Source organism: Agrobacterium sp. 22-209-1 (assembly GCF_053522485.1).
On sequence record NZ_JBNWCH010000013.1, the window covers coordinates 38,307 to 55,098 of the forward strand.

The window sequence follows — 16,792 nt, forward strand, 5'->3', positions numbered from 1 at the left end:
TCCGCTTTCAACCTGTCGCCGCAAGCGACATTTCCTGCTTCAGGGGCTGTCCGCGCGAGGCGCTGACGATGGCATCGACATCCAGGATGAGCGCAACGCGTCCGTCACCGAGAATGGTGGCGGCGGCAATGCCCGGAACATGGGTATAGTTGGCTTCCAACGACTTGATGACAACCTGGCGCTGACCCTGGATCGCGTCGACCATCAGGGCGCGCTGGCCGCCGCCTTCCGATTCAACCAGAAGGGCGACGCCCTCGACCGGATCGGCCTGGGTCGGGCGGAAGTTCAGAACGCGGCCGACATCGACCAGCGGGCAGAAGGAGTTGCGGATGGAGATCAGCCGCTGGTTGGAACCGAAGGAGTGAATGTTTTTCGCTTCCGGCTGCAGCGTTTCCACGATTGCCGTCAGCGGCACCACCAGCGTCTGGCCGGCGACGGTCACCACCATGCCGTCGAGAACCGCGAGCGTCAGCGGCAGGCTCATGGTGAAGGTCGAGCCTAAGCCGGGGCGCGATGAGATGTTAATGCGGCCGCCAAGCGCCTGAATGGAACGCTTGACGACATCCATGCCCACGCCGCGGCCGGAAATATCGGAAATCTTGTCCGCCGTGGAGAAGCCCGGCGCGAAGATCAGATTGTCGATCTCCTCATCGGTCAGGTTCGCATCGGCAGCAATGAGGTCGTTGTCGATCGCTTTCTGGCGAACGCGTTCGCGGTTGATGCCGGCGCCATCATCCTGAAGTTCGATGAGAATACGGCCAGAACGGTGCTTGGCCGAAAGCTTGATGGTGCCTTCCGGGTTCTTGCCCGCTGCTTCACGTTTTTCCGGCGTTTCGATGCCGTGGTCAACGGCATTGCGGATCATATGCGTCAGGGGTTCGGCCAGCTTGTCGATGACCGTCTTGTCGACTTCGGTGTTCTCACCTTCGGTGACGAGGCGGATCTGCTTGCCGATCATGTCGGCGACTTCGCGGACGATACGCGACATGCGCTGGAACACGGGCTTCACCGGTTGCGCGCGGATCGCCATGACGCTGTCCTGGATTTCGCGCGTCAGCTGCTGCAGCTCGTCGAGGCCCATATTGACGGCGGAGGTGCCGCTCGCATCGTTCTCGATGACGCTCTGCGACAGCATCGCCTGATTGATGACGAGCTCGCCGACGAGGTTGATCAGGCGGTCGACACGGTCGAGGTCGACGCGGATGGTCTGGCCGGCGCTGGCATTGGCCGCAGCATTGGCGTTCGCCTGGGCTGCGGCAGGCGCTGCCGCCGCTTCGCGCTTTTCGATGGCGGCATTGACGCTCTGGGCGATCTGCGTCGTCGCGACAGCCGTTTCAACGGCTGCGGCAACATAAGGCGCTTCCGCCTTGGCGATTTCAACAACGGGCTGCTCTTCCGGTCCGCTATCGAGGGCCGAAAGATCGAACGGCACCGGGATCATCGGAAGCTCTTCTGCATCGTCTGCGACGTCCGAAACAACCGGCACGATTTCCAGATCGCAATCCCATTCGGCGAATTCGAAGACGCTGCGGATGCCCTCTTCGCCCTTGTCGGTCGTGATCGAAACCGTCCAGGAGAGATAGGATGTTTCAGGATCGAGCTTGTCGAGAGAAGGCAGTTCCGACAGGTCGCAATTGATGCTCATCTCGCCGATGCGCGAAAGATCGCGCAGGAGAAGTGCTGCCTCGTTGCCCTTCGAATAAAGCGCTGCATGCGGCTTGAAGGTGATCTGGAAGGACGGCGCCTCCATCAACGGCGTGGTTTCGTCGGCAAAGTCGGTGAAGGAAAACGGGATCGGCTCGAAGCCGCTCTCATCCGTCGGCTTGGCTGCGACGGGTTGCGGCGCCTTGACGGCAGCCGGCGCTGCCACAGGTGCGGAAACCTGCACGGTCTCGCCGTTCGCCAGCGCTTCCAGTTCCTTGACGAGGCCGCGTGTGCGGGTTTCATCGACGCTGCCGCCGTCTCTTGCCGCATTGGTCAGGTCCGCCAGCACGTCGGCGGAGCGCAGCATGACTTTCAGAACATCCTGTGTCGGTTCCAGCTTGTTGGAGCGAACACAGTCGAGGGTCGTTTCGAAAACGTGGGCGAAGGCCACGAGATCATCGAGACCGAAGGCACCCGCCCCGCCCTTGATGGAATGAACGGCACGGAAAACAGCGTTGACGGTTTCCGGATCGCGGTCGCCGTCATTCAATTTAAGAAGCCCCGATTCCAGTTCGGCGAGTTGCTCCTCGCATTCCTGGAAAAAGATTTCCTTGATTTCGTTCATATCCATCGTGAAATGTCCCGTATCAGGCGGTTACGCGTTCAATGGCATCGATGAGTTTCGCGGGATCGAACGGCTTGACGATCCAGCCCGTCGCACCGGCCTGACGGGCGCGGTTCTTCTTCTCAGCGTCGCTTTCGGTCGTCAGGACGAGGATCGGGATCGCACGATACTTTTCGTTGCGGCGCACACCCTCGATGAAGCCGAAACCATCCAGACGGGGCATGTTGATGTCCGTCACGATAACATCGGGGTTGCTCTGCTCGAGCACTTCGAGACCCTCAATGCCGTCTTCGGCCTGAATGGTTTCGAAACCGGCATTGTTGAGCGTGACCAGGAGCATGTTCCTGATCGTCCGGGAATCATCCACGGTAAGAACTTTTTTCTTCACTTTTGCATCTCCTTGGGGAGCAAATGGTCAATATCGACGCCTATCAGTTTCATCGTCTTGTCGAATGCATCGGACACCCTGGCAAAACCGAAGGGCTTGCCGTCCTCTTCCCAGGACTTCGCGCCGGCCATGAGGACCTGGACGCAAAGCGCACCGATACGCTCCACCTCGGACGCGTCTACCGACAAAGGTGCTCCCCTCAGCGTCATCAGCTTGCCGTGCAGGGCCGATGCTTCGTTGAGATCCAGCACCGGTGACAGTTTCAGCGTCGCCTCAGCTGCTTTTCTGGCTGCCATTACATGACTCCCTGACGTCTGAATTGTTGGTAATCCTGGCCGTAATCCGGGCGGTTATCCGCACGGGCCATGAATGAAGCGTCCTGCCGGTCCGCGCCGGACGCCGCTCTCGCCTGCCCCTGACGGGCGATGCGGAATTCGCGGACGGTGCGGCCGAGTTCGAGAATGACGGTTTGAAGCGCGTCGGCCTCGGAGGCGCTCGCGCTGATATCGACGGCGTTCCGGCCTGCCTGCCTTTGCTGCTCGCCGATATCGGCGGCAACCGATTGCAGTTCGCCGGCCTGCTCGGCCGTATGCCGGGAGACTTCCGCGATCATGTCGTTAATGCCCGAGACCTGCCGGACGACGCCGCCGATTGCGTCCTGCGTGCGGTTGACCATGCGCACGCCGTCCTCGACTTGCGTCTTCGTGGTGCCGACGAGACTCTTGATCTCCCTTGCAGCGTCGGCGGAACGCTGGGCGAGCGCCCGGACCTCCTGCGCGACGACCGCGAAACCACGTCCGCTTTCACCCGCCCGCGCCGCCTCGATGCCGGCATTGAGGGCGAGAAGGTTGGTCTGAAAAGCAATCTCGTCAATCGTACCGATGATCCTGCCGATCTGTTCGGCGGATTGTTCGATGTCCGACATGGCGTCAATGGCCTCGCCGATCGCCCGGCCGCTTTCGACCGCCGCCTCACGGGCACGGGAAACGGCCGTTTCCGTGGCCGATATGCGCGCGCCATTTTCAGCGACGTTTTCGATCATCGTCTGAATGGCGCGGGAGGTTTCAACAAGGGCTTCGGCCTGTTGGCGGGAACGCTCGGCAATCGAGCGGCCCATATCGGCAAACCGCGCGCCCAGCGCCTCAGCCTCGCCGATGCTGCTCTGTGCCTCGATCAGCGATGCGCCAATCGTTTCCAGAGCCGCATTGAAGGACGCCGCAACATCGCGATAGGCTTCCGGCACATCGCGGCCGATACGGGCCTGCAAATCGCCCGCGGCAAAGGCCGTCAGCGCCGTGCCCAGCAACCTCGCCGCTTCCGAGCGGTCATTGTCGCGCTGTTGCGCCAGTTCGCGGCCGTGGCGCAGGCGCAATTCGTTAAAGCGCAGCGAGACGGCGATTTCGGTATCGACCATGACCAAACGGACGACATTCTTGACCGCTTCCGCCAGTTCGCGGCTCTTTTTGCGGTTTCCGGGCAGGATGGAGCGCGGTGCGTGTTCGGCCACCAGCCCGCCGACGAGATGTTCCAGAACCACCGCATGGCTGGCGATCTGCCAGCGCGGATCGAGCCCCATGCGGCTGGCATTGTCGGAAAGAACCTTCACGCGCTCTGCATAGAGCGCATCGAAACGCGCATCGGTCAGAACGCTCCAGTGCGAGGATTGCAGATCGTGCAAGCGCTCAAGCTGGTTTTCACTTTCGAAAGACGGGGAACAGTCCGGCATGGACCGGAAACGGGTCATCACGTCCCGCAGCCCGGCCTTGACGTAAGGCTCCAGCATGCTGCGATAGCTGCGCAGGAAATCGGACTGCGTCTCGTCGAGGCCGGCAAAACGCAACCGTCCCGCCAGGCTTCCGCCTGCCGATCTGCGCGCTTGATCTGATGGCAAGTCCTGCCCCAACCGACATCCCCAACAACATGACGGCCGGTGAAACCCGGCCAATTTTGCCAAGGTTCAGAATGCCAGCACCCTAAGGGGATTTTTGAACGAACATACCCATCGCGGACGATGCGGCATCGACGCTTGCCAGACCTTCTTGAACCAAGAAACGAAAATACCGGATCGGCACCGGTACGGCAGTGCGGCGTCATGCCTGGAAGGGGAGAGAACCCCATTCCGCCGTCGAAATACCATCAATCTTTATGGTTAATTCCTTGCTTGAAAGTTAAGAAACAAAGGCGACGGCGTCAAACGGTAAAATTTGTAAAAGCTTTTAGCCAATGGCGCCCTCACTTTGCCGCAAACGCACAAAAACAAAAATGAATCGAACACGGTCGGCGCTTTTTCCCGCACGCGCGCTGGACAAGCATGTCAGGCTTCCCCTAAAACAAATCAACACGATATTCGCTCAACGGTGACGCTTAAAGAGACCTTTACGATCAAGGAGATGCCAACTTGCCATGGATGGAGAAAGGCCGCAGTTCAAGGCGCCATCCGCAAGTGCTGATCGGTATCGTGGTCGCGAGCCTGCTCGTCATGATCGGCTTTCAAGCCCAGGCTGGCGTCAAGACCCTTTCCAAAACCAGCCGCCTTGAGCGATTGCAGAGCGTCGATCCGGGCCGTTCGGTTTCTCTTCGCGAAAAAGCTTGCGATAGCGGCAACGATTTCGGCTGCAGGATCGGCTACACCGGTTCGGACTTTCGTTATAGCGAATTCGCTTCATTCGCCCCGAACCTCAGGGATGACGCCGAAGTCTCGCTCGCTGCTGTTGCCATCGTGCCACAAACTTCCCGAGACTTTGCCAGTGTGGTTCCACGCGCGCCTCCGCATATTATGTACTAGTCATTCCGGCGGTCAGCATCATCAGGTTCATCGCGAACCTTGAGGGATCGGAGGCGTCGGAAACCCGCCGTAGGCTCCCATTCCAGAGAGAAAACCGCCGCCGCATATGACACTTGCAACCATTCTTCCATTCATTGTCGCATTGCCCTTCGTCGGCGCGCTCCTGACGGCTTTCATGCCGCGTGAGGGTGCGGCCGCCGGTCCCGCCGCCGTCGCGGGCGCAGTCGCCCTTTTCGGCCTTGTCAGCAGCATCTTTCTTTATACAAGCGTCAGCGGTGGCGCGGTCCTTAAATATGATGTGGAATGGCTGCCCCAGCTCGGCCTGAACTTTACCCTGCGGCTGGACGGATTTGCCTGGATTTTCACGATGCTGATTACCGGCATCGGCCTGCTGGTGGTGCTCTACGCCCGCTATTACATGTCGGCCGAAGACCCGATCCCGCGCTTCTTTGCCTTCCTGCTCGCCTTCATGGGTTCGATGATTGGCGTGGTGCTCTCCGGCAACGTCATCCTGCTGTCGATCTTCTGGGAAATGACCAGCATCTTTTCGTTCCTGCTGATCGGATACTGGCATCAGAACGCCGGCGCACGCGACGGCGCGCGCATGGCGCTGACCGTGACCGGGATCGGCGGCTTCAGCCTGCTGGCCGGTTTGCTGATCCTCGGGCACATGGCGGGAAGCTATGACCTCGACAAGATCATCGAGGCAGGGGCCACCATCCGCGCCCATTCTCTCTATCTACCGGCGCTTATCCTTATCCTCGGCGGTGCGCTGACCAAGAGCGCACAGTTTCCGTTCCATTTCTGGCTGCCCAACGCCATGGCGGCGCCCACACCCGTTTCCGCCTATCTGCATTCGGCCACCATGGTGAAGGCCGGAGTTTTCCTGCTGGCGCGGTTCTGGCCGGTGCTGGCGGGCACGCCGGAATGGTTCTGGCTGGTGGGTGCGGCCGGCATCATAACCCTGCTGCTCGGCGCCTATTTCGCCATGTTCCAGCAGGATCTGAAGGGACTGCTGGCCTATTCCACCATCAGCCATCTCGGCCTCATCACCACGCTGCTCAGCCTCGGCAGCCCGCTTGCGGCGGTTGCCGCCATCTTCCACATGGTCAACCACGCCACCTTCAAGGCCTCGCTCTTCATGGCGGCCGGCATCATCGACCATGAAACCGGCACCCGCGACATGCGACGCTTAAGCGGGCTTTACACCTATATGCCGGCGACCGCGACGCTCGCCATGGCGGCGAGCGCGGCCATGGCTGGCGTGCCGCTTTTCAACGGCTTCCTTTCCAAGGAAATGTTCTTTGCCGAAGCCGTCGAAACCCATGCCGACTCGCTCCTGGATCGGGCGCTGCCCTATGTCGCGACGCTGTCGGGCGCATTCGCCGTCGCCTATTCGCTGCGCTTCATCCACACGGTCTTCTTCGGCCCCAAGCCCGTCGATCTGCCGAACCCGCATCCGCACGAGCCGCCGCGCTGGATGCGCTTCCCCATTGAATTCCTCGTCTTTGCCTGCCTGATCGTCGGCATCGTTCCGAGCCTCTCCATCGGCCCGTTCCTGCATTCGGCCGTGCTTTCCGTTCTCGGCGCGCAAACGCCGGTCTACAGCCTGTCGATCTGGCACGGTTTCAACCTGCCGCTGATCATGAGTATCGCGGCGCTGATCGGCGGCGTTACGATCTATGCCCTGCTCGGCGGTTATTTCTCGCGCTGCGACGACGGCCCGCCGGTCTTCCGGCATTTGCGGGGACAGCGCATCTTCGAGCGCATTCTCGTCACCGTATCCTGGAAATGGGCGCGGTGGTTGGAAAGCACGCTCGGCACGCGGCGTCTGCAGCCGCAGCTCAGGCTTCTCATCCTCGTGGCGCTTCTTGCCGGTTTCTCGCCGCTCTTCCTTTCGGAATTCTCCCTCTCGCTGCCACGCGTCACGACATTCGATCCGATCTTCGCCATTCTCTGGCTGATCGGCATGATCGCGGCCATGGGTGCGGCCTGGCAGGCGAAATATCATCGCCTCGCCGCGCTTGTCATGCTGGGCGTCTCGGGACTTGTCACTTGCCTCACCTTCGTGTGGCTTTCCGCGCCGGATCTCGCCATCACCCAGCTGCTGGTGGAAATCGTCACCACGGTTCTCATCCTGCTCGGTCTCAGATGGCTGCCGAAACGCTTCGAGAAAGTCGACAGCAGCAACGAGTTCCCTGCGCAGCTTCGCCGCGCCCGTGACTTCCTGCTGGCGGCCGCAAGCGGCATCGGCATGTCCGTCATCGCCTATGCCGTGATGACGTTGCCCGTGCCGAACGCGATTGCGACCTATTTCCTTGAACGCGCCTATACCGAAGGCGGCGGCACCAATGTCGTCAACGTCATTCTGGTCGATTTCCGCGGCTTCGATACCTTCGGTGAAATCGCGGTTCTGGCCATCGTCGCGCTCACCGTCTTTGCGCTGCTTCGCCGTTTCCGCCCCGCCCATGAAAGTGTCGGAGTGCCGGAACAGCAGCAGATGCAGAACGCCTTCGATGCCGAACGGCCGGACCGCAGCAAGGGCGATACGGTGCGCGACTATCTCTATGTGCCGTCCATCGTGATGCAGTGGATGTTCCCGGTCATCATCACCTTCTCGATCTTCCTGTTCATGCGCGGGCACGACCTGCCGGGCGGCGGCTTTGCGGCCGGCATCACCATGGCCATCGGCTTCCTGCTGCAATATCTCGCCGGCGGCGCACGCTGGGCGGAGGACCGCATCCGCATCCTGCCGCTGCGCTGGATGGGTTTCGGCCTTTTGATGGCGGCGGCGACGGGTATCGGCTCATGGTATTTCGGCTACCCGTTCCTGACCTCCTATTTCCAGTACACGGAGATACCCTATATCGGCAAAATGCCAACCGCATCCGCCCTGCTGTTCGATCTCGGCGTCTTCTCGCTGGTCGTCGGCTCCGTTGTTCTTATCCTGATAGCACTGGCACACCAATCGTTGCGCAACTACCGCGTTCGCACGCCTGAAGCCGCAAGAGCGGAGGACGTGTAATGGAACTCATTCTCGCCATCGGCATCGGCATCATGACCGGCTCCGGCGTTTGGCTGGTGCTGCGCCCGCGCACCTATCAGGTCATCGTCGGGCTTTCGCTGCTGTCTTACGCTGTCAATCTCTTCATCTTCGGCGTCGGCGGCATCAAGACCAACGCGCCGCCGGTGCTGGTCAACGGTGTCGACAGCTCCACGCTGGCCGACCCCGTGCCGCAGGCTCTGGTGCTGACGGCCATCGTCATCGGTTTCGCCACCACCGCATTGTTCCTCGTCGTGCTGCTTGCCGCCCGCGGCCTCACCGGCACCGACCATGTGGACGGGAGGGAGACGAAATGATGTCTTTCCCCTTCCACATCGTCATAGCGCCTATCCTGCTGCCGCTGATTACCGCGGCCCTTCTGCTGTTCTTCGACGAGCGCCAGCGCGTGGCGAAGGCCGCCATCAGCCTCACCTCTACCGTGCTGTTGCTGGTGGTCGCCATATTGCTGTTCCGCGAGGTGAACTCGACGGTCAATACAGAGATCGCCGCCGTTGTTTCGAGCGGCGTCTATCTGCTCGGCAACTGGCCGGCGCCCTTCGGCATCGTGCTCGTCGCCGACCGTCTTTCAGGCCTGATGGTGCTGCTGACGGCGCTGCTTGCCATTCCCTCCTTGATCTATTCGATGGCGAAGTGGCACAGGTCGGGCGCGCATTTCCATTCGCTGTTCCAGATGATGCTGATGGGTGTCAACGGCGCGTTCCTGACCGGGGACCTGTTCAATCTCTTCGTGTTCTTCGAAGTGATGCTGGCGGCTTCCTATGGCCTGCTGCTGCATGGTTCCGGCCAGCAGCGCGTGAAGGCAGGGCTGCATTACATCGCCATCAACCTTGTCGCCGCGCTGTTCTTCCTGATCGGCGTCAGCCTCATCTATGGCGTGACAGGCACACTGAACATGGGCGACCTCGCCCATCGTATCGAGGGCCTCAACCCCGATCAGCGTATGCTCTTGGAAACCGGCTCTGCCGTCCTCGGCATCGCCTTTCTGGTCAAGGCCGGCATGTGGCCGTTGAATTTCTGGCTGCCCTCCGCCTATGGTGCGGCGTCGGCCCCGGTGGGCGGGCTCTTCGCCATCATGAGCAAGGTCGGGATTTATGTCATCGCCCGCCTGTCCTTTCTGCTCTTCGGACAGACGGCGGGAGAATCTGCCGGCTTCGGCCATGATGCCCTGCTTGTCGGCGGCATCGCCACCATCATTTTCGGGGCTATCGGCGTTCTGGCGTCGCAGGCGCTGGGGAGGCTTGCCGGTTTTTCGGTTCTCGTCTCGTCAGGAACGCTTCTCGCCGCCATGGGCACCGGCAATCCGACGGTTGCGGCCGGCGCGCTTTATTACATGGTCAGCTCCACCCTCACCATCAGTGCCTTCTTCATGCTGATCGAACTCGTGGAGCGCGGACAGGATGCGGGTGCGAACGTTCTTGCCGTGACCATGGAGGCCTATGGCGAGGGCGAGGAGGAAGAGGAGGAAGAGGAGGTTGGCGTGACCATGCCCGCCACCATGGCGGTGCTCGGCGCGTGTTTTGCCGCCTGCGGCATTCTTCTGGCCGGCCTGCCACCGCTTTCGGGCTTCATCGCCAAATTCTCGATGCTGACCGCCATTCTCAACCCTTCGGGCCTTGGCGCCAATGACAGCGTCTCAACGCTGTCCTGGTGGCTGGTCTTCCTGATCGTCTTTGCCGGTTTCGCCTCGCTGATTTCGATGACCCGCGCCGGCATCCGCACCTTCTGGGCCTCCATCGAAGGCACCGTGCCACGCGTGCTCGTCATCGAAATCGCCCCCGTGATGCTGCTGCTCGGGCTGACACTCGCCATGACCGTGCAGGCGGGACCGGTGATGCGATACATGCAGGAAACGGCGCGTATTCTCGATCTGCCGGCGAGCTATATTCAGGGCGTCATTTCCGCACCGCGAGCGGGCAGCAACCCGGAGGCGGAACCATGATGAGCCGTCTCCTCCCCTACCCGCTGCTGACGATCTCGCTGATCTTCTTCTGGATGACGATCAACAGCTTTTCGCCGGGGCATTTGCTGCTTGGCACCGGTGTCGCGCTCATTGCCTCCTGGGCGATGGCGTCGCTCAGGCCCGCCAAGCCGCGCATCCGCAACTGGCACAAGCTCGCGATGCTGATCCTGATCGTGCTTTACGATATCATCAGGTCCAATATCTCGGTCGTGAAGATCATCCTGTTCAAGCGCGAAAGGGACCGCAAATCCGGCTTCCTGGCGGTGCCGCTCGATATTCGCGACCCGATGGCGCTGGCCGTTCTGGCGACGATCCTCACCTCGACGCCCGGAAGCGCATGGCTCGAATATAATTCCAGCCAAGGCACGCTTCTGCTTCACGTTCTCGACGATGTGGATGAGGCGGCCTGGATAAGCCTTATCAAGAACCGATATGAAAAACTGCTGATGGAGATATTCGAATGAGTTCGATTATTCTTTTCTGGTCCTTTTCGCTGGCGCAGCTGATGCTCGCCATCGCCATGGCGATCTCCGTCTATCGTATCGCCATCGGCCCGCGCGCGCAGGACCGCGTGCTGGGCATGGATACGCTCTATGTCAACGCCATGCTGCTTCTTTTGACCTTCGGCCTGCGCACCGGCAATGACATCTACTTCGAGGCATCGCTGCTGATCGCCATCCTCGGCTTCGTCTCAACCGTCGCCCTTTCCAAATTCCTGATGCGCGGCGAGGTGATCGAATGAGCGAAGCACACGAATTCCCGCTCTGGGCGGCCATTGCCGTGGCTTTCTTCGTGCTGCTCGGCGCCTCGCTGACACTGATCGGCACCATCGGCTTTGCCAGACTGAACAGCTTCTATGAGCGTCTGCATGCGCCCACGCTCGGCACCAGCTGGGGCACCGGCGGCATTGTCATGGCCTCGATCATCTATTTCTCCGTCTCCGGCGACCGCTTCGCCTTCCACGAAATCTTCATCGGCATCTTTATGACGGTGACGACGCCGGTGTCCCTGATGCTGCTGGGGCGCGCGGCGCTTTATCGGGACCGAGCGGAACAGAATTCGGATAATCGGGAGCATCTTTAGGCTAAAGCTCTTTTCGGCGGCGAAGTTCTGCGCGCACTCGTCGCCATTTGCCTTGTTCGAAATTTTGGGAATATCGCCAAGCGCGATCTTCCTCCATGCAGGCTATTTCTGCGGCGCGTTCTCCATGTTGCTGAACCAGTTCGTCGACTATTCGTTTTATTTCCACACGGGGAATGAACATCGGCCGGATAAAGCTTTCCCACTTCACCCACAGGAAGACTATCAGCACGAACGCGCCGAGCGCGAGGAACGGGAAATGGTCCGCGTGGATAGGGGACATCTGCAATCTCACGACAGAAACTTCACATACTGCATCATTATTGCATATTTCTGATTTTCAGCAATAGCAATGCCTTAAGTCGCGAACTCGCAAAGACGACTGTCCCTTCAGTTCGGAGGGAAACGATTGGAACTTAGAAAGATTTTCGGCAGCAATATTCGCCATCACCGGAAAGCGCTGGGCCTGACGCAAGAAGCCCTTGCCGAAAAGGCCGACCTTTCGATTGAGATGATGGGACGTCTGGAACGGGGCGACGCCTCGCCTTCGTTTGAAACCATCGAGAGTATCGCAAAAGCCCTCAGCCTTCCCGCCATCGCGTTCTTTGGCACCGGTACTGTTATCGCGCCGGAAGGCGAACGCGGTCGTTTACTTCACCGCGTCAATGCAGCGCTGGCACATATGAATGAGGACGATCTTGTGCGTGTCACCCGCATGCTGGAGGCATTCACTGGAAAGCCGTAATCACGGGACCAAATAATGAAAATGAATCAAATGAGTACGCAAATCAATCAATCGTCTGATTGCCGCTATGCTCCACTATATATTTAGCTCGGTGAAAAAGCTCATCAAAGGTAACAATCTCTGGGCGATGTAGATTTTTGCGAAATAATTCAAATGAACGATACTTATTTTCATTGAGGCCGTTGTCGGTTTGAAACTCGTTCAAACTACCTATAACAAGCACTGATTTCGGCTCAAAGTTGAAGACTACCTCCCCTGTGGGATCGCCACCACTATTTGTCGGCTGAACCTTTCGAGAATACAATTCCATTGCTTCCTGGACGGTAGCTTGCGATTGGGCGACTCCACCCGACAATTCCTCCGAAGGTTTCCACGCACCGGAACGATAGGCCTTTGAATCCAAAAGCGCCGTGTCGTGCCTCTTAATTTCCACGTAACAAAGGGCACTCACATAAGCTTGCGTTTTTAGCAGAGCATCTGCCCGTTTACCGACTGTAGCGATAGAATGTCCGACAACAGGTTGTTCTAATCCTCGCCCGTCTAAGTTAGAAAAAAATGAAAAGGATAGCCCATATCCGAAAATCCAGTTATTCTTCTCAAAGAATTTTTGCCAAAGTCCCTCAGCAGTTGTGCATAATCTCGATTGCTGTTTTGCAAAATACTCGGCATCGATTAGTAGACGCTCAAAAACATCAAGCTGTTTTCGCCGATAACCGAGGGCCACTATATCTCTTGTCAACTCTTCACTTTGAACCAATTGCTCTATCATTTCGCGATTTTCTAAAAAAACACGGCGAGCCTGATCCTCATCAATAATTATCTGCCTCAGATCACTATCTGAAATGTTCACCTTTCCAGTATCTGGAAAATGGAAATTCTTGATGTTGAGCAAGAATTCAATAAGATTGTCTATTTCTTCGCCAACGAATGAAAAGTGATACTTATCAGATGGCCCAGAAGTTTTATTGAATTTTTGAATAGTTAAGGTGAATATTTGCCTGTCGTCTTCGGTAAACTTAACGACTATCTCATGCCTACCTGAAAACGTCTTTCGCAAGACAAGTTCATCATGTTCCCTAGCGTAGACATAGCCTCCGCCTACATCGAAAACCTTGGAAGCAATTCGCATCGAAGGTTCGTTGTTCCCAGGGACTATCCTACGACTTATGTAAGTGCGGTCCGACTGCTTCTTCCAGTGATATTCAGCATCATCTGTCATGCAAAGATTATGCAGCATATTTGCGAATTAAGCGACATTGCTTCACTTGCTATACACAGGTCGATAGTATTAAATTTTTAATCTGACATTGAGAGCGCTACCATCGAGCACCCGCACCATAACAAAACTTATTTGATGATAATGAGAAATGGTGCCCGGAGGCGGATTTGAACCACCGACACGCGGATTTTCAATCCGCTGCTCTACCAACTGAGCTATCCGGGCACTTCAGGTCCTTGAAGAACCTCCGCTTTTGGCGGGCAGGGCTGTTTGGTGCCCCGAAAGTGAGCGGGGTTATAACATCTTGTTCGGACATGGCAAGCGCCCTTGCGAAGTTTTTTGACAGTTTTTTCACGGCGCCTGTGGATGGCTCGAAAGTCTGCCCGGCGAAGGCCGGATTGCGGCGGAAAACCCGCTCCTGGGCATCCGCCGGGCCAGCGGGTGCCGGCGCGGCAGGTAGCGACTTACGCCCCCTCATTGCGTCGTGCGGCAAGGCCAAGCGCAATTGGCACAACGGCCACCAGCGCCGCCATGACGGGCGAGGAAGCGAAGATGCGGCTGGCAAGCGAGGTGACGGCCACGGAGCGCACCACCGTCATCAGGCGGGAATTCTCGCCGTCGCGCTCGTGGTGGGGCCGTGCGGGCGCGTGGCGGGAATGCTGGGCAGCCTCCAGCCGTTTGACATCGCGGCGGATCTTGTCGACCTGTTTGCGAAGCTCGTCCAATTCGGCGCGCAGCGCCGGGTCGATGGTATTTGCGGTCCGCGTTCTCCTGGCTGCGGGCTTTTCCGCCTTTGCTTCGGCACCTACAGCTTCGGCCTCTTCCTCCAGTTCGGCCAATTCGTCGTCCAGGTCGGATGGCTTGTCGAAACCGTGGGATCGCAGTGGTGCTTTCATCGTTGTCTCCTGACGCATGCTAAATTGCTGCGGCGGGCAGTTTTGCCCGGTCAGCCCCTTCAACGCCTCAACTGAGCAAAGGATGCACGGAAAGCGGGGAGGCAGGCATAATAAAACAGGCCCCGAAGGGCCTGTTCAATGTCTCGCGTGAAGCCTCAGGCCGCCTTGGCGGCGCTGGCATAAGGATCGAAGCGACCGTAGAAGGTCTCGCCCTTGGCGGCCATCTCCTTCAGCAGCGGCGTCGGCCTGAAGCGTGGGCCATAGGTCTCGCTGAGCTTTTCGGCAAGTGCCACGAAGGTCTTGACGCCCATGCCATCAATGTAGGACAGAGCGCCGCCGGTATAGGGCGCAAAGCCAAAACCGAGGATGGAGCCGACATCTGCCTCACGCGGATCGGTGACGATGCCTTCTTCCACCGTGCGGGCGGCTTCCAGCGCCACGGTGACGAGGAAGCGCTGTTTCAGTACCTCCATATCCACCGCTTCAGGCTTCTGCTGCGGATAGAGGTCCTTCAGGCCGGGCCAGAGGGATTTCTTGGCGGGCTTTTGCGGATAGTCGTAGAAGCCCTTGGCGTTCTTGCGGCCGAACCGGCCCTCGCCTTCCACCAGCTTCTTCACGAGTTCCATATGGCGCGGATCAACCGCCTTTTCGCCGAGATCGGCGACGGTGGCTTTCAGGATCTTGTAGGAAAGATCGATCGCCACCTCGTCGTTCAACGCCAGCGGGCCGACCGGCATGCCGGCGAATTTAGCGGCATTTTCGATCATGGCGGGCGGAACGCCTTCGATCAGCATGTCGTAACTTTCCGCCATATAGCGCAGCACGCAGCGATTGACGAAGAAGCCGCGTGTATCGTTGACGACGATCGGCGTCTTTTTGATTTTCGCCACGTAATCCAGCGCGACGGCGAGCGCCTTGTCGCCGGTTTCCTTGCCAAGGATGACTTCCGTCAGCATCATCTTCTCGACAGGCGAGAAGAAGTGGATGCCGATGAAATCCACCGGGCGCTTGGAGTTCTTCGCAAGACCAGTGATTGGCAAGGTAGAGGTGTTGGAGGCGAAGATCGCTCCTTCAGGCAACACGGCTTCCACGGCCTCGATGACGGCCTTCTTCACGTCGCGGTCCTCGAACACGGCTTCGATGACGAGATCGGCGTCGGAGAGCGCGGCGTAATCGGATGTGGGCGTGACGAGGCCGAGCAGGGCCTTGCCTTCATCCTGCGTCAGCCTGCCCTTGGTTATGGCGGCCTTGACGCTTTCCTCGCAATGGCCCTTGCCCTTGTCGGCGGCTTCCTGGTCCCGGTCCACCAGCGTGACGGGGATGCCGGCTGCGGCGGTGACATAGGCCACGGCAGCACCCATGAAGCCCGCGCCGACGACGCCGACCTTCTTGAACTCCGTCTTCGGCTGGCCCGCCGGGCGGCGCGCGCCCTTGCCCAGTTCCTGCATGGAAATGAACAGCGAGCGGATCATGCCGAAGGCTTCCTTCGAGCGAAGGATTTCGGTGAAATAACGCTGCTCGACCTTCAGTGCCGTATCGAAGGGCAATTGCAGGCCCTCATACACGCATTTCAGGATGGCGAGGGCGGCCGGATAGTTGCCTGCGCTTTCGCGGCGCAGGATGGCCGGTGCGGCTGGCCAGAGCTGAGCTGCGGCCGGCGTCCAGATGCCGCCGCCGGGGGCCTTGAAGCCCTTTTCATCCCAAGGGGCAACCGGCTTCAGGCCGTCCTTGATCATCTGCTTTGCGGTTGCGACCAGCTGATCCGGCTCCACCACCTGATGAACCAGCCCCATGGCCTTGGCGCGCGCGCCGGTCAGCGACTGGCCGGTCGTCATCATCTGCAAGGCGGATTGCGCGTCCGTCAGGCGCGAGACGCGCTGGGTGCCGCCGGCGCCAGGGAAGATGCCGACCTTGACTTCCGGCAGAGCGATCTTGAGGCTCTTGGCACTGGAGGCCACGCGGCCATGGCAGGCAAGCGAAAGCTCAAACGCGCCACCCATGCAGGTGCCATTGATGGCCGAGACCCACGGCTTGCCATTGGTCTCGATCTTGCGGAACAGGCCGGTCATGCGACCGACGAGTTCGAACAGCTTCGCCGCGGCAGCGTCGGGGCTTTTCGCCTTTTCGTCATTATAAAGGGCGAACATGGACTTCAGCATCGACAGATCGGCACCGCCGGAAAAGCTGCTTTTGCCCGAAGTGAAGACGACGCCCTTGACCGCGCCATCGGCAACGGTGGCATCGACAATGGCGTTCAGTTCCTCAAGAACCTCTGACGTGAAGACATTCATGGATTTTTCCGGCATGTCCCAGGTGACGAGGGCAATGCCGTCTGCGTCCGTCTCGATGGTGAAATTGGTGTAAGTGCTCATTTGGGATTCCTCTT

The 16,792-nt window shown here is 59.2% G+C and carries 16 protein-coding genes and 1 tRNA gene; 8 read left to right on the forward strand and 9 right to left on the reverse strand.

Annotated features, from left to right (window positions below; genetic code table 11):
* Positions 1-7: 7 nt before the first annotated feature.
* Genes ACQZ48_RS21420 through ACQZ48_RS21435 form a run of 4 tightly spaced genes read right to left on the reverse strand, consistent with a single transcriptional unit; the run spans position 8 to position 4,611 of the window.
* Positions 8-2,275, reverse strand: a complete 2,268-nt coding sequence (locus tag ACQZ48_RS21420) for a chemotaxis protein CheA (RefSeq protein WP_191217085.1) — start codon at positions 2,273-2,275, stop codon at positions 8-10.
* Between the two features lie 16 nt (positions 2,276-2,291).
* Positions 2,292-2,657 carry a chemotaxis response regulator CheY1 gene (gene cheY1 / locus ACQZ48_RS21425; protein ID WP_003493773.1) on the reverse strand — a complete coding sequence of 122 codons (366 nt, stop codon included), beginning with the start codon at positions 2,655-2,657 and terminating at the stop codon, positions 2,292-2,294.
* Positions 2,654-2,953 (reverse strand): STAS domain-containing protein, encoded by a 300-nt coding sequence (locus ACQZ48_RS21430; RefSeq protein ID WP_077985403.1) that lies wholly within the window; start codon positions 2,951-2,953, stop codon positions 2,654-2,656. Before ACQZ48_RS21430 ends, cheY1 begins: the two co-directional genes overlap by 4 nt.
* Positions 2,953-4,611 carry a globin-coupled sensor protein gene (locus ACQZ48_RS21435; protein ID WP_448729440.1) on the reverse strand — a complete coding sequence of 553 codons (1,659 nt, stop codon included), beginning with the start codon at positions 4,609-4,611 and terminating at the stop codon, positions 2,953-2,955. Before ACQZ48_RS21435 ends, ACQZ48_RS21430 begins: the two co-directional genes overlap by 1 nt.
* Positions 4,612-5,064: 453 nt before the next feature.
* Between ACQZ48_RS21435 and ACQZ48_RS21440 the strand changes: the two genes are divergently transcribed.
* The 7 genes from ACQZ48_RS21440 (at position 5,065) to mnhG (ending at position 11,549) form a co-directional block, all read left to right on the forward strand.
* The gene (locus ACQZ48_RS21440; protein ID WP_137410952.1) at positions 5,065-5,442 is read left to right on the forward strand and encodes a hypothetical protein; all 378 of its coding nucleotides are present in this window, start codon (positions 5,065-5,067) and stop codon (positions 5,440-5,442) included.
* A 106-nt stretch (positions 5,443-5,548) separates the two neighbouring features.
* Complete coding sequence (locus ACQZ48_RS21445; protein ID WP_077985400.1) at positions 5,549-8,467, forward strand: monovalent cation/H+ antiporter subunit A; 2,919 nt, start codon at positions 5,549-5,551, stop codon at positions 8,465-8,467.
* Positions 8,467-8,802, forward strand: coding sequence for a Na+/H+ antiporter subunit C (locus tag ACQZ48_RS21450; RefSeq protein ID WP_020810384.1), 336 nt, complete (start codon positions 8,467-8,469; stop codon positions 8,800-8,802). Before ACQZ48_RS21445 ends, ACQZ48_RS21450 begins: the two co-directional genes overlap by 1 nt.
* Complete coding sequence (locus ACQZ48_RS21455; RefSeq protein WP_191217086.1) at positions 8,799-10,445, forward strand: monovalent cation/H+ antiporter subunit D; 1,647 nt, start codon at positions 8,799-8,801, stop codon at positions 10,443-10,445. Before ACQZ48_RS21450 ends, ACQZ48_RS21455 begins: the two co-directional genes overlap by 4 nt.
* A complete protein-coding gene (locus tag ACQZ48_RS21460) occupies positions 10,442-10,930 on the forward strand; it encodes a Na+/H+ antiporter subunit E (RefSeq protein ID WP_191217087.1) in 489 nt (162 codons plus the stop codon). The genes ACQZ48_RS21455 and ACQZ48_RS21460 overlap by 4 nt, the downstream gene beginning before the upstream one ends.
* Positions 10,927-11,208 carry a K+/H+ antiporter subunit F gene (locus tag ACQZ48_RS21465; RefSeq protein ID WP_077985397.1) on the forward strand — a complete coding sequence of 94 codons (282 nt, stop codon included), beginning with the start codon at positions 10,927-10,929 and terminating at the stop codon, positions 11,206-11,208. The genes ACQZ48_RS21460 and ACQZ48_RS21465 overlap by 4 nt, the downstream gene beginning before the upstream one ends.
* Positions 11,205-11,549: a monovalent cation/H(+) antiporter subunit G gene (gene mnhG, locus ACQZ48_RS21470; RefSeq protein ID WP_137409748.1), complete on the forward strand. Its 345-nt coding sequence runs from the start codon at positions 11,205-11,207 to the stop codon at positions 11,547-11,549. The genes ACQZ48_RS21465 and mnhG overlap by 4 nt, the downstream gene beginning before the upstream one ends.
* A gap of 1 nt (position 11,550) precedes the next feature.
* On the opposite strand, the gene ACQZ48_RS21475 is transcribed toward mnhG, so the two are convergent.
* Positions 11,551-11,829: a hypothetical protein gene (locus ACQZ48_RS21475; RefSeq protein WP_191217088.1), complete on the reverse strand. Its 279-nt coding sequence runs from the start codon at positions 11,827-11,829 to the stop codon at positions 11,551-11,553.
* A 126-nt stretch (positions 11,830-11,955) separates the two neighbouring features.
* On the opposite strand from ACQZ48_RS21475, the gene ACQZ48_RS21480 reads away from it, so the two are divergent.
* A complete protein-coding gene (locus ACQZ48_RS21480) occupies positions 11,956-12,291 on the forward strand; it encodes a helix-turn-helix domain-containing protein (protein WP_210256777.1) in 336 nt (111 codons plus the stop codon).
* A gap of 43 nt (positions 12,292-12,334) precedes the next feature.
* Here ACQZ48_RS21480 and ACQZ48_RS21485 read toward each other — a convergent pair whose 3' ends face one another.
* The 4 genes from ACQZ48_RS21485 to ACQZ48_RS21500 form a co-directional block, all read right to left on the reverse strand.
* Positions 12,335-13,510 carry a Shedu immune nuclease family protein gene (locus tag ACQZ48_RS21485; RefSeq protein WP_035239403.1) on the reverse strand — a complete coding sequence of 392 codons (1,176 nt, stop codon included), beginning with the start codon at positions 13,508-13,510 and terminating at the stop codon, positions 12,335-12,337.
* Positions 13,511-13,659: 149 nt separating this feature from the next.
* Positions 13,660-13,735 (reverse strand) — tRNA-Phe (locus ACQZ48_RS21490).
* Between the two features lie 239 nt (positions 13,736-13,974).
* Complete coding sequence (locus ACQZ48_RS21495) at positions 13,975-14,406, reverse strand: hypothetical protein (RefSeq protein ID WP_448729441.1); 432 nt, start codon at positions 14,404-14,406, stop codon at positions 13,975-13,977.
* A gap of 155 nt (positions 14,407-14,561) precedes the next feature.
* Positions 14,562-16,778: a 3-hydroxyacyl-CoA dehydrogenase NAD-binding domain-containing protein gene (locus tag ACQZ48_RS21500; protein WP_448729442.1), complete on the reverse strand. Its 2,217-nt coding sequence runs from the start codon at positions 16,776-16,778 to the stop codon at positions 14,562-14,564.
* Between the last annotated feature and the right edge of the window lie 14 nt (positions 16,779-16,792).

Bases quoted from the DNA above. Each gene is read 5' to 3' on its own strand.
- ACQZ48_RS21455 (WP_191217086.1), top strand. From the start codon at position 8,799: ATGATGTCTTTCCCCTTCCACATCGTCATAGCGCCTATCCTGCTGCCG.
- ACQZ48_RS21465 (WP_077985397.1), top strand. From the start codon at position 10,927: ATGAGTTCGATTATTCTTTTCTGGTCCTTTTCGCTGGCGCAGCTGATG.
- ACQZ48_RS21475 (WP_191217088.1), bottom strand. From the start codon at position 11,829: ATGTCCCCTATCCACGCGGACCATTTCCCGTTCCTCGCGCTCGGCGCG.
- ACQZ48_RS21430 (WP_077985403.1), bottom strand. From the start codon at position 2,953: ATGGCAGCCAGAAAAGCAGCTGAGGCGACGCTGAAACTGTCACCGGTG.
- ACQZ48_RS21485 (WP_035239403.1), bottom strand. From the start codon at position 13,510: ATGACAGATGATGCTGAATATCACTGGAAGAAGCAGTCGGACCGCACT.
- ACQZ48_RS21420 (WP_191217085.1), bottom strand. From the start codon at position 2,275: ATGGATATGAACGAAATCAAGGAAATCTTTTTCCAGGAATGCGAGGAG.
- ACQZ48_RS21495 (WP_448729441.1), bottom strand. From the start codon at position 14,406: ATGAAAGCACCACTGCGATCCCACGGTTTCGACAAGCCATCCGACCTG.
- mnhG (WP_137409748.1), top strand. From the start codon at position 11,205: ATGAGCGAAGCACACGAATTCCCGCTCTGGGCGGCCATTGCCGTGGCT.
- ACQZ48_RS21440 (WP_137410952.1), top strand. From the start codon at position 5,065: ATGGAGAAAGGCCGCAGTTCAAGGCGCCATCCGCAAGTGCTGATCGGT.
- ACQZ48_RS21445 (WP_077985400.1), top strand. From the start codon at position 5,549: ATGACACTTGCAACCATTCTTCCATTCATTGTCGCATTGCCCTTCGTC.
- ACQZ48_RS21450 (WP_020810384.1), top strand. From the start codon at position 8,467: ATGGAACTCATTCTCGCCATCGGCATCGGCATCATGACCGGCTCCGGC.
- ACQZ48_RS21460 (WP_191217087.1), top strand. From the start codon at position 10,442: ATGATGAGCCGTCTCCTCCCCTACCCGCTGCTGACGATCTCGCTGATC.
- ACQZ48_RS21500 (WP_448729442.1), bottom strand. From the start codon at position 16,778: ATGAGCACTTACACCAATTTCACCATCGAGACGGACGCAGACGGCATT.